Annotated in this window: 13 protein-coding genes and 1 tRNA gene; 3 read left to right on the top strand and 11 right to left on the bottom strand. The window is 53.6% G+C overall.

Annotation, left to right across the window (positions count from 1 at the left end):
• Positions 1-452 precede the first annotated feature (452 nt).
• A complete protein-coding gene (locus tag BM029_RS26025) occupies positions 453-1400 on the top strand; it encodes a fimbrial protein (RefSeq protein WP_092440700.1) in 948 nt (315 codons plus the stop codon).
• Positions 1401-1713: 313 nt separating this feature from the next.
• Here BM029_RS26025 and BM029_RS24995 read toward each other — a convergent pair whose 3' ends face one another.
• From BM029_RS24995 to BM029_RS24985, 3 genes are read right to left on the bottom strand one after another with little or no spacing between them, the layout of a single operon-like run.
• Positions 1714-2217 carry a TPM domain-containing protein gene (locus tag BM029_RS24995; protein WP_092440698.1) on the bottom strand — a complete coding sequence of 168 codons (504 nt, stop codon included), beginning with the start codon at positions 2215-2217 and terminating at the stop codon, positions 1714-1716.
• Positions 2217-3098 (bottom strand): TPM domain-containing protein, encoded by an 882-nt coding sequence (locus BM029_RS24990; protein WP_092440696.1) that lies wholly within the window; start codon positions 3096-3098, stop codon positions 2217-2219. Before BM029_RS24990 ends, BM029_RS24995 begins: the two co-directional genes overlap by 1 nt.
• On the bottom strand, positions 3098-3697 hold the full coding sequence (locus BM029_RS24985; protein ID WP_092440694.1) for a LemA family protein: 600 nt from the start codon (positions 3695-3697) through the stop codon (positions 3098-3100). The genes BM029_RS24990 and BM029_RS24985 overlap by 1 nt, the downstream gene beginning before the upstream one ends.
• 140 nt (positions 3698-3837) lie before the next feature.
• On the opposite strand from BM029_RS24985, the gene pyrF reads away from it, so the two are divergent.
• Positions 3838-4665, top strand: a complete 828-nt coding sequence (gene pyrF, locus BM029_RS24980) for an orotidine-5'-phosphate decarboxylase (protein ID WP_092440704.1) — start codon at positions 3838-3840, stop codon at positions 4663-4665.
• A gap of 63 nt (positions 4666-4728) precedes the next feature.
• Here the strand turns inward: pyrF and BM029_RS24975 are convergent, their stop codons facing one another.
• The 8 genes from BM029_RS24975 to BM029_RS24940 form a co-directional block, all read right to left on the bottom strand.
• A complete protein-coding gene (locus BM029_RS24975; RefSeq protein WP_092440692.1) occupies positions 4729-5232 on the bottom strand; it encodes a CinA family protein in 504 nt (167 codons plus the stop codon).
• 88 nt (positions 5233-5320) lie between these two features.
• Entirely contained in the window at positions 5321-5839 is a 519-nt protein-coding gene (locus BM029_RS24970) for a phosphatidylglycerophosphatase A family protein (protein ID WP_092440690.1), read from the bottom strand.
• Positions 5840-5863: 24 nt separating this feature from the next.
• A complete protein-coding gene (thiL, locus tag BM029_RS24965; protein WP_092440688.1) occupies positions 5864-6847 on the bottom strand; it encodes a thiamine-phosphate kinase in 984 nt (327 codons plus the stop codon).
• An 83-nt stretch (positions 6848-6930) separates the two neighbouring features.
• Entirely contained in the window at positions 6931-7500 is a 570-nt protein-coding gene (locus BM029_RS24960) for a hypothetical protein (protein WP_092440686.1), read from the bottom strand.
• Positions 7501-7592: 92 nt separating this feature from the next.
• Complete coding sequence (gene trmB, locus BM029_RS24955; protein ID WP_092440684.1) at positions 7593-8300, bottom strand: tRNA (guanosine(46)-N7)-methyltransferase TrmB; 708 nt, start codon at positions 8298-8300, stop codon at positions 7593-7595.
• A gap of 130 nt (positions 8301-8430) precedes the next feature.
• Positions 8431-8504 (bottom strand) — tRNA-Gly (locus BM029_RS24950).
• 126 nt (positions 8505-8630) lie between these two features.
• The gene (locus tag BM029_RS24945; RefSeq protein WP_139217341.1) at positions 8631-9851 is read right to left on the bottom strand and encodes a hypothetical protein; all 1221 of its coding nucleotides are present in this window, start codon (positions 9849-9851) and stop codon (positions 8631-8633) included.
• A 153-nt stretch (positions 9852-10004) separates the two neighbouring features.
• The gene (locus BM029_RS24940; protein WP_092440702.1) at positions 10005-10847 is read right to left on the bottom strand and encodes a protein kinase domain-containing protein; all 843 of its coding nucleotides are present in this window, start codon (positions 10845-10847) and stop codon (positions 10005-10007) included.
• Between BM029_RS24940 and BM029_RS24935 the strand changes: the two genes are divergently transcribed.
• The gene (locus tag BM029_RS24935) at positions 10831-11916 is read left to right on the top strand and encodes a sensor domain-containing diguanylate cyclase (protein WP_244545216.1); all 1086 of its coding nucleotides are present in this window, start codon (positions 10831-10833) and stop codon (positions 11914-11916) included. The genes BM029_RS24940 and BM029_RS24935 overlap by 17 nt on opposite strands.
• Positions 11917-12173: the final 257 nt, after the last annotated feature.

The following is a 12173-nucleotide window of genomic DNA, read 5'->3' as shown; positions in this document are numbered from 1 at the left end:
AACAGCTCATGCATGCAACTGACAATTCAAAATCATTAGCCCTTTGATTTTTATCGATTATTTGAGGGGAAGGGTCAGACTCTGACCCCAATTAATTTTTGAAATTTCTTTTGCCCGGGACATGTCGCCCTATCGTGGCTGCATCGGACGTATCCGCAACCGGGATTCGATACGTTCAACCTCTCATCATTGGCCATGGCAAGGCTGTAAAGGCTTGTATGCGAAAGCGCACAAGCATCCACTAAATTCGCGGCAATTCGATTTTGTGCGCAGTAAAAGATCCGGAACTGCCAAGAGGATTTACCCTAATCCGAGTTTAATGATGCAAAATTGATAACATAGTGTATAATTAACATTTTTATAATTTAGCTCAATTGGCTGAGAGCCTGACTTGTAGTCGGTAGAGTGGATTCAAGCCTTGCAACTGCACTAACATTTATTGGAGTATTCGAATGGCCCCGTTGAATGGAGGATTTTTTCACGTTATTGCTGCGCTGAGTCTCGCCGTCTTGTCTTTCTGTGCCCAGGCGCAGCAGCAGCGCCGCTTGGACTTGGACGCATTCACCATGAACGTCGCTGCGACTGCCCACAGTGCTGCAGTTGGCGCAGTTATTGGCGCGTCCAATAGAATAGGTGGAAATCACGATGGAATGGCTGCCCACCCCGGGGGACGGTATGCAATTGCTTCGACGTATCCTCTGGTCAACGGAAGCATCGCAGGTCAATGCTACGCCACCCCTATCCAGGGAATCTGTATGAGAGTCATGGACGTTGGGAACGCTGCCCATTGGCCGATTGAAAACACTAGCGGTTGGCTCACGACCCCACCTGGACGTAGCTTCTACAGCTTTACGTTGATAAAAACGGGGCCTCTGGGGGTTGGGAGAACCTTGACTGGCCTGTACGGCCGCGCGACGGTTTCTGATACAGGTACTATTACCCAGGTTCGAAGCTTCTACTTCCGTGGGTTTACCATCAACGTGGCTGCAGAGCCGGTGCCGACCTGTGGTTTCAGGCTGGCGCCTAATCCAGTGAATCTCGGGCTCCATGATACCAGGACGTTCACCGGAGTCGGGGCTACTACCCCATGGCTGCCCCTCAATGTGATATCTGAAGGCTGCAACGCGGCTACCACACAAGTGCACATGACCTGGAGGGGTACCGCGGATGCCAACAACAACGGCCTGTTCCGGGTAACCACGGGCGACATAAGAGGCGTCGGCATTGAAGTTCAACGCACCACCGGCGCCGCCATCGTGCCTAACGGCGCCCGGCAGACATGGACCCCTGCGGCAAATGGCGTGAACTATCCGCATCGCGCCAGATTCAGGCAGACCCTGCCCACGATCACCCAGGGCACCGGTTCAACCGCCATAACCATCGGCTTTACCTACAACTGAATATTGTTCCACAAATGTGGCTAGATGCAATACAGCAATCCTTGGAACAGCTACACAAGCGACGTAAGCAGATCGTCCGTTTGTATTGGCAAAATTTTTTTTGCCTTGCGGTAGGGTCGGGTGGGCACGTATACCCACGCGGAATTCACTCGTGGCAGATGCCTGTTTCGGTAACGCGTACGTTTGCACTCCGGCTATCGCGGTCACGCGTGGGCATTCGTGCCCACCCTACTTTCTTTCTGTTTTTACCGTCGTTTATCGGTAATCCGTGAAGAACCAAAATTAATTGGGGTCAGTCGATTTAGTCGGGCAATCACAGCACCAGCGGTTTGTCCGACAGCTCGTTCTTTTTCCGGCCTTGATCAGGGAAGTGCTGTGTCAGCAGGGCGTTCATTTGCTCTAGCGCTGCCAGCGTACTGTCGTGGAATGCGCCGTTGGCGAACTCCTTGGTCATGGTTTTGCACACGGCTTGCCATTCGGTAGACTTGGTGGCGCGGCCGATGGCGCGGTCGACAATGATCTCGACCTTGTGATCGGCCAGGTTCACGTAGAGCAAGACGCCGACGTTTTCTTCCGTGTCCCAGATCCGATAGTGCGAGAACAGCTCATGGGCGCGATTGCGTGAGGTTACGCCGTTGAGCACTGACGGCAAACTCAGCGATCCTTCCACAATCATTTTGACTTCGGCCCGATGCGTGACTTCACCGTCAGCAATTTTCTGCTGGATAGCCTTGAGCGTGGCTGCAGAGAATGCGCGTTGTGTGCTGCGTCGCGTGGTTAGTAAATGGCGCCAGATGCGTTTCAAAGTATTTCCCATTACCAATCTCCTGACGCGCCGCCGCCATCGAATCCACCGCCGCCGCCGGAAAAGCCGCCACCGCCGCCAAAACCACCACCTCCTCCTCCAAAACCGCCGCCGCCACGTCCGCCCTGGCTCAAGATGCTGCCAATGATGACACCAGCGGCATTGCCCCAGACGTTGTTGTTAAGCGCGCGGCCAGAACCGGCGCCGCCGCCACGTGCACGCGAAATGATGGTGATCAAGATGAAGAAGCCGAAGAACAGCAGCGGCGCCAAAGCGCCAAGCAAGTCGGAAGAGGGCTCTTGGGCTGGCCCGGACTTACGGCTAGGTGGCGCGAAATTCTCTTGATCCAGCAGCGGCATGATGGCCGAAATGCCGGCAGTCAGGCCGCCGTAATAATCGTTTTTAGAAAAATACGGCGCGATGATTTCCTGCAATACGCGCTTGGACTGGGCATCGGTCAACGTGCCCTGAACCCCGCGCCCGGTCAGGATCATCATGCGCCGCAAGGCTTTCGGATTGTCTTTCGCTACTAGCAGGATGACGCCGTCGTCGATCCCTTTGCGGCCCAGTTTCCAGGCGTCGGCCACCCGTACGGCATAGTCCTCGATGCCTTCCGGCTCGGTCTTGCTGAGCAGCAGGATTGCAATCTGGCTGCCGGTGCGTGCTTCGTATCCGCTCAAGGTATTGTCGAGCGTTTCGCGCTGGGCCGGCTGAAGCATGCCGACCAGGTCGGTGACATGCGATTGCAGGGGCGGTACCGCGACCTGCGTTGCCATGGTCTGCGCCACGACGGGCGCAGCCAACATGCTCAGCAGCGCCAAACAGCAGGCCAACACCGGCGTCAATAACCGCGCGCGGATTGCCGCGATCGCAAGGAATACCTTAAGCGACATTATTTTTTGCCGCCGAAATCAACGTCGGGCGAAGTCGAGATGGCTTTTTCATTATCCACCGTGAAAGAAGGCTTGACCTTGTAGCTCATCACCATCGCGGTCAGATTGGTCGGGAAGCTACGTGCCAGCACGTTGTAATCCTGGACGGCGACGATGTAGCGGTTACGCGCCACCTTGATGCGGTTTTCTATACCTTCCAGTTGCGACTGAGCATCGCGGTACAAACCGTCGGCTTTCAGCTGCGGGTAATTTTCAGACACAGCCATCAAACGCGACAAGGCGGACGACAACTGTCCCTGCACTTGCTGGAATTTCTCGAACGCGGCGGGGTCGTTCAGCACTTCCGGCGTGATCTGGAAGCTGGTCGCTGCGGAGCGGGCTTTGGTCACGGCTTCAAAAGTAGCTTCTTCATGGACGGCATAGGCTTTCACGATCTGGGCGATTTTCGGCACCAGGTCGGCGCGCCCTTGATATTGATTGACGACTTCACCCCAGGCGGCTTTTACCGCCTCATCCTTGGTTTGGAAATCGTTGTAGCCACAAGCGCTGAGCAACGAAGCGATAGCAGCAATAGCCAGCCATTTGAAGAAAGTTTTCATGGATATCCCTGATAAAAGAAACAATGTAATGCACGTTAGCAAACTATCGATAGCTGCTCAAGTGTTAAATAGCAGCTACTCCGGTTATTCCCGGCTAAATTGGACTTACAATGCGGGGTTCGTATTATTGAGGCTTGATCGTGACTTTTATCGAAAAATTATCCGCCGCCTGGAGCGCCAACAATTCTTTGCTGTGCGTCGGGCTAGACCCGGATATTACTAAATTGCCATCGCATTTGCAGCAGCAACCGGATGCCATCTTTACTTTCTGCATGGAAATTATAGACGCTACCGCCGCCACTGCGTGCGCTTTCAAGCCGCAGATTGCCTATTTTTCCGCTATACGTGCAGAAGACCAGTTGGAAGCGATTTGCGAGTATCTGCGCAAAAACTATCCGCAGATACCGATTGTGATGGACGCCAAGCGCGGCGACATTGGCGCTACTGCCGAGCAATATGCGCGCGAAGCATTCGAGCGCTACGGCGCCGACGCCGTGACGGTGAGCCCGTACATGGGCTTCGACTCGGTCGCACCGTACCTGGAGTGGAAGGATCGCGGCGCCATCGTGTTATGCCGCACTTCCAATGCCGGTGGTTCGGATCTGCAATTCCTGAACGTGGATGGCGTACCGCTGTACCAGCACGTGGCGCGCCTGGTGGCTGAAAAATGGAATACCAACGGGCAGTGCGGCCTGGTGGTCGGAGCGACTTTCCCGCAGGAACTGGCGCAAGTACGCAGCATCATCGGCGACATGCCGTTACTGGTGCCGGGCGTGGGTGCGCAAGGTGGCGATATCCAGGCAACCGTGAATGCCGGCAAAACGGCAAACGGCATGGGCATGATGATCAACTCATCGCGCGCCATCCTGTATGCCAAGCCCGATCAGGCTAACGGGGAAGACTTCGCCCAGGCCGCGCGTCGCGTGGCGGAAGAAACCCGCGATGCGATCAATCGTTTTCGGGGTTGAGGACTGAGACGATCAGGCCCGGGCATCGGGCCTGAGCATCGGGCCCGAATATCCGGCCTGTAATTATTTCAAGAAGCGCAACAAGCCTTGCAACGCATGAATCACGGTTTGTTCGCGCACAGCGCGCCGGTCGCCTGAAAACACTAGGCGCTCAGTGTGGGTGTGATGGCCGACTGACCAGCCGAAACAGACGGTGCCAACCGGCTTGCCCGGCACCGCCCCGCCCGGGCCGGCAATGCCGGTGGTGGAGACGGTGACATCGGCATTGCTGTTGGCCAGCGCGCCTTCCGCCATTGCGCCAGCGATTTCTTCGCTGACCGTGCCATATTGGGCAATCTCGGCCTCTGGAATATCCAGCAATTCGGTCTTGGATCCGTTGGAATAGGTGACGAAACCGCAGTCGAACCATTCTGAGGAACCTGCGATTTCAGTGATCGCTTGCGACACACCGCCGCCGGTGCAGGACTCGGCGGTAGACAAGAACCAGTTCTTGGCCTGCAGGGCGCGCCCGACTTGTGCTGCCAGATCAGTGATTTGTTCGGTGGTATCGTCAAGCGCGGTGTTCATGTCGAAGCTCCTGTTTTCTGCCTGGTAGGTGGTTACATACTGCCACTTGTAGCGGCCAGATGCAATCCGTCAAAGCTAGGCAGGTAACTTAAAACAACCGCCACAGGGCCAATACCAGCAGCGTGTAAAACGCTGCCACAATGTCATCCCACATGACACCGAAGCCGCCCTTCAAATGACGGTCGAAATAGGCAATCGGCGGCGGTTTGACCATGTCGAAAAAACGGAACACGATAAAGGCGCCGAACTGTGCCGACAAGCTGGCCGGCGTGACCAGCACCAGCACCAGCCAGAACGCGATGATTTCATCCCACACCATGCTGCCGTGATCCGGTGCGCCAAGATGGCGGCCGGTGCTCTGGCACGTCCAGATACCGACCACAAAGCCGGCAGCGATGATCACCAGCCAGTTCAGCGGCGTGAAAATTTCCGGCCAGCGGGTAGTCAGCACCACATACGATAACCAGCCGAACAAGGTGCCGAAGGTGCCCGGCATGATGGGCGAGAGTCCGCTGCCAAAACCTTGTGCAATGAAGTGCGCCGGGTGCGACAGCATGAAGCGGGCGCTAGCTTTGATCGGTTGAGGAGTGGGGTTGGCTTGAGTCATGTAGCGCGAGTCTGGTTGCTTGAGTCAGGTTGAGAGAAAGTGATCGAAGGAAGCAAGTTGCAGCGTAAGCGGGGCATTGTCGGCATCGCACAGGCGCAGGCCGTGGCTGGCGTCAATGCTGCCGATGCGGGTCACTGCCGTAGCCGCCGCCTGGCCTGCTGCCAGCACTGCATCGCGCCGGTCGGCAGGCGCGGTAAAGCACAATTCATAATCGTCGCCGCCGGCCAGGGTGAAGTGGCGGCGGATCGCATGGGTTTGTTGCGACAGGACCGGGCCGGCCGGCAGGCTATCGACCGCCAGCGTAGCGCCGACGCCGGAGCGCTTCAGTATATGACCGAGATCGCCGACCAGGCCATCCGAAATGTCGATCGCCGCACGTGCGATGCCGCGCAGGGCCAGGCCCAGGCTTACGCGCGGTGTCGGCTGGTGCATGCGCGTCGCTGCCAGCGCATGACGCTCGGCATCCATGGCCAGCTGATCTGCCAGTTCGTGCCGATAACCAGCCAGCGCCAGCCGCGCATCGCCCAATGTGCCGGAGACCCAGATATCATCGCCCGCCTGCGCCGCGTCACGGCGCAGAGCCTGCCCCGGCAGGGTTTCGCCGAATACCGTGATGCAGACATTCAACGGCCCCTTGGTTGTATCGCCACCGATCAACTCGCAATGATGCTCATCGGCCAACGCCAGAAGACCGGCTGAAAACGGCGCCAGCCATTCTTCGCGCGCGGCGGGAAGCGCCAACGCCAGCGTAAACGCCAGCGGACGGGCGCCCATCGCCGCCAGGTCGGACAGGTTGACCGCCAGGCATTTATGGCCCAGCGTGAATGGATCCGCATCGGGGAAAAAATGCCGCCCCTCCACCAGCATGTCGGTGGAAATGGCCATTTGCATACCGGCCGCGGGCTTCAGCAATGCGCAATCGTCGCCGATGCCAAGGGCAATATGATCAATATTGCTGCGCGCCGTGCGAGTGAAATAGCGGGAGATTAGGTCGAATTCGGACAACATCCGTAGATTGTACCGAATGGCGGCCAATTACAGCGGTTTTGCTTAGCTTTTTGAATTAAATGATTGCGCAGAGGCAAATGTGCTCAAAATGGCGCCCCGCAACTGGTGGTGCGCGAAACAGCGCCTTTTTGCATGATGTCTTCACCCTTGGTATTGCCGACCGAAATCTGCGTCACGCAATATGTGCCGTTCGGTCCGGTCACCTTGGTAACCCGCTGGCCATCGGGCCGGGTAATGTCTTCCATGGTGGTTTCACCTGGCTTGGGCGTTTCTTTTTGCACGACCGGCCCTGCAAGGGCTTTTTCCAGTATTTGTTGTCTGGTTGGTTCTTTTGCGGCTGGTGCTGCCGGTTCGCTGGCCGGCGGCGTATCCTTGCGCAGATCCCGGTCTATCTTTCCGATATTGCGTTTCGCTGCATCGACCATGTCCTCGGCGGAGGGCCGGTGTGACGCTGCAGGTAGTTGTGGCGCCGTACTGCCGGGAGCGACAGGCTGATAATGCGTGTCCTCGACCGTTATCGTTCCAGGCGGCAGCGGAGGTACTTGCTCTCCCGCCTGCGCGAGCGGAAATTGGAAGAGGGCTAGCAGCGACACCGAGGCTGCCAATCGGGCAAACCGTTTGCCGATACGGGGAAAAAATTGGATCATCAACATGCCGCAGACTTCCTATGACAATTGCATTTACCTGGCGCTGCGCTTTATGCAGCGCAGACGGTCAGCTCAAGCGCGTGCATCAAACTCATGCATCAAACGCGCGTAAACACCAGATCCCAGACCCCATGCCCGAGACGCAAACCGCGATTCTCGAACTTGGTCACCGGCCGATAGTCTGGCCGCTCGGCGTAAGTCTCCGCCGTATTCTTCAACAGCGGCTCAGCGCTCAACACTTCCAGCATCTGCTCAGCATACTCCTGCCAATCGGTCGCGCAATGCAGATAACCGCCTGGCGCAATGCGCGACGCCAGCAAACTGACCAGCGGCCCCTGGATCAGGCGGCGCTTGTTGTGCCGCGCCTTGTGCCAGGGATCAGGGAAGAACACATGAGCACCTGCTAATGAGCCGGGTGCAATCATATTCGTCAGCACTTCGACTGCATCGTGCTGGATCAAACGCAAATTGCTTAGTTGCTGCTCGCCGATCAGCTTCAACAAGCTACCGACGCCAGGCGTATGGACCTCGACGCCAAGGAAATTCTTTTCCGGCATGCCGGCGGCAATCTTCGCTGAAGTTTCACCCATGCCGAAGCCGATTTCCAGGATGGTCGGCGCACTGCGCTCGAAAACCTGGTCAAGATCGGCCACTGACTTGTCATAAGGAACGCAAAAACGCGGCCCCAATTCCTCGATTGCACGCGCCTGCGCCGTCGACAAGCGCCCGGCGCGCGTGACGAAACTGCGGATCCTGTGCTCGGTAGGATCGTAAAAGAGGGGTTTGCCGGATTTGTTTTCTGACATGCTTAATGAGTAAAAGGTTAGGGTGAAGCTAGTGCTGGATTGCCGGAAGCTGTAGCGTCATTGTAACGCCAGACAATTGATCGACTCAAAAATACAAATGGCACCTGAGTAACAGGTGCCAGCGCTGATCTGGAGCGGGTAGAGGGGATCGAACCCTCGTCTAAAGCTTGGGAAGCTTTCGTTCTGCCACTGAACTACACCCGCGATACCCGCATTTTACGCGGGTTTGGGCGGGGTTTGCAAACTTGAAAGATGTTTGAGGGGATGGGGAATGTGATGGCCGATTTATCCGAAGTGTGATCGCTCATATTGCGTGCAACGGACATTCGTCTACGCCAGTAACTCCTGCATCATCTTTTTTCTTTTTTCGGCACGAATTTTCCGCATTAACTTTTGCGTAACACTACCTGTATTGTCGCCGAGACGAAGAAAATATTCGCTGGCACCTTGGGGAGTTAACGAGACCTGCTCATAGAGGTGTCCGTACCTAGGCGGGCAGCTGTTAATTCCGGGATTCACTACATTGAGCCGTCTATGGCTGCTGTGCGAAAGCCAGTCTACAATTGGCTCATCAATATGTCTATCACCGAATCCGTAACCAATACATATCAATTCGGAAGCATAGTTCAAATACCCTCGAAATATAGACATAAATTCGGATGGCGCAACCTGCGACGTGCGGGGTGAAAATTTGTGCGCACCACTTAATAGGCTATTGCGCAAAAATTGTATCTGTCCCTCCGAATCGACATAGGTATGTTCGTTTACAGCCCGAACACCGGACCTTTGTCCCAGAGATAGGTCGATTGCATTAATCAATGTAAGTTGTTCAATATACGACGCAGAATTGCCATCGTTCGAAACTAGCTTTAGATAATTTAAATCGTCACCTTGTGCAAACATGTCTAATGAGCCGTGCAGTTTTATCAGATTAATTCCAGCTTCACCAGGGGCGAAGAAATCGTAACCATTTTTTTTAATTGTTTCACGAGATAGCCGTTCAAAATTTACTACGCTGCGCTTTTCATCTCCTGAACCCATTATTATTTCAATTTTTTCATTGAAGCCAGTTTTGACAGGAATTGAGAAATTAGCTGCTAGCAATTCAAACATGAGGTCATGGTTTAAGGAAAATACCCACAATGGTCTATTTGCCTCGACTAATTTGGTGATACTGCCAAAATCTTCTAACACTCCCATAGCAAAAGGAAAATTTTTAACCTGCCTTTCGACCAACAGTCCATAGACGGCTTGTAACAAAAAACTGTTGATCGCGTGCAGTTCCTTTCGCTTTTCTACATTTGTTTCTCGCGAAAAATTTACTTCTATCGCACCGATAATGTTTTCGTAGTGAATGCTTTTATTTTCCAGCAGACGCAGAAACATCGAAATTGATTCGTCGCTCCAGCCACCACCGTGGGTACGCCACATACTGTTGAAATTTTCGAGTTTTTCTTTCGTGAGCCATCTTCTAAGCTCCGCGGTCAGCTCGCTGACCAATGGCATTCCGCAATCGTATGATGCACCGGCGCCTAGAAATAGTGCTTGCATGAATGAACACCTGCTAAAAGATGATGAACGAAGATATCATTGAATTTCGGGCTATGCCTCGTTTGTTGTGTACTGGCAGGCAGGAAATTTCGTGCATCCCTTGAACTGCGATCCGGCATTCACACCGGATTTGACCGTCCGTAATATCAATTTTCAGGTCTGCACTTTGTTGGAAATTTCGACCACCAACTCAGCTAAATTTTTACCGGAGAAACTGTTGTCGTTTCGCCATTCTCCGTCGTGTCTTTTTTGTACCCGGAATCCACCCTGACTCACTATCTTGTAGCTTGGAGTTCCGAGAAGTATTGGATGTCCGTCCTCAATTCGCCAATCAAGCGTTTTAGGCCTACATTCATGTAGTTTAGCCATAAATGCCGATGCGCTTGAGTATCGTTTCGTGTCGTCTACAAGACATGCACGCTTTACTATTCGTTTCAAATTATCGGGGACCCAAGGTGGGAGTGACGCAAAATTTAGAATTTTTCCATTCGCAATTTTGGTTTTTACACATTGGTCAACAAACGCATTTTGATCTGTTTCATTCGACATCGAATCAAGTTTTTTTAAATCGCTTCTTGTGAGCCAAGCGCGAGATTCATAAGGAAGATATCCACCGAGAAGTTGAAACAACACGACGCCGGTTTGATAGATATCCCCTGAAATTCCATAACAATTGTGTGTAACTGTTTCTGGCGGCCGATATAGCAAGGAGTGGCTTGAGGCAGGTATAGAAGATCGACCATCCGGTAGCTTTTTCACTGAGCCAAAATCTCCGATTACAGCGATATTTTGTTCAGTTACGTAAATATTAGATGGCTTAATGTCGCGATGAAGAAATTTGTTTTCATGCAAATGGCACAGTCCAGATAAAATTTGGTAGGTAAATTCTAGTGCTGCTCGGTTTCCGATGGTCGTAGACTTCAGAACATCGTCAAGATCACCGATAAAGAGCAGATCAACGGGCGTGTGGATTATCACCGTGTCGCGCAGAATCAATCATGCCGACGGCAGTTTTGCTGGCGTCGCATTGGCGACACTCAGCATCGACTATTTCAAAAAATTCTACGATAGTTTCGATATCGGGCGTCATGGTGCGATCGTGCTGGCTTTGAACAACGGCATCATGCTGACTCGCAGGCCGCTTTTAAATGATTACACCGGTAAAAGCATGGCAAACACCGTTCTATACCGTGACAGCATTTCCAAGAAAGCAACGGGCACGGTTTTCATCGTATCGGCCCAGGACGGAGTAACACGACTGAACAGTTTTCGACATCTGGATCAGTACCCGTTATATGTCTCGTCAGCGCTGTCAAAAGATGAAATTCTCGCGGACTGGCTGACCGACACTTACACGCATACAGCCGGCGTAGCGATACTACTCGTTGTGCTCGGCTTGCTAGGGTTTCATCTCGTTGGTCAAATCAAGCTACGCTTGAATGCCGAAGCAGAACTGGTGCGAACGCGAGATGCTTTGGAAACACTCAACCAAACGCTTGAAAGGCTGGCATTGCAAGACGGGCTCACCGGGCTTGCGAATCGTCGTCATTTCGACCTAGCGCTGGATAAAGAGTTTAGCCGTGCAGTGCGAGAGGCAAGTTCATTGGCCCTAGTCATGATTGATGTCGACTGCTTCAAACAATATAACGACATCTACGGTCACGCAGCAGGCGACGAATGCTTACGCAAAATCAGCCAGGTTGTCAAAACCAATCAAAATCGACCGGGGGACATCGCCGCTCGTTACGGCGGCGAAGAGCTGGGTGTACTGCTTCCCGGTACGGACGTGAGGGGAGCGATGGCCATTGCCGAAAAAATCCGCCTCGAGATACACAATCTTGGAATCGAACATACCGGCAATTCAGCCGGCGTTGTCACAGTCAGCGCCGGCGTTGATGCGGTTGTCCCTATTATTGATCTGGATAAGCCGCTGGAACTGATACAGGCGGCAGACAAGGCGCTTTACGCAGCCAAATCTGGCGGGCGTGATCGTGTTTGTGAAAATACTAGTGCCAATAATTCCCACCGATCCGCTACCCATCAGGAACCGCTTACCGCTGAGTAGAACTATCTGCCGCTAGTTCGTGCACTAGACTGAAATATTTGGTATCCCAACCAATCATATCGCTACATATGGGTAGCGAGACGCATGCAAATTATTTCCAAAACACCTACCAGGGAAAGTCGTACGAAAGCTTATTGCATAGTCTCATCCCCTATTTTCACAGTAAGCGTCTTCCCTGTACCGTGTGGACAAGGCCTGCTGAGTTTAGGATGATTGAGAGTAACGACGCGAAGCCGAATCGTGATTTTCACCTGTTT

Source organism: Collimonas sp. OK607 (assembly GCF_900111995.1).
Classification (GTDB): domain Bacteria; phylum Pseudomonadota; class Gammaproteobacteria; order Burkholderiales; family Burkholderiaceae_D; genus Collimonas.
This window is presented reverse-complemented; position numbering and strand designations above follow the sequence as displayed.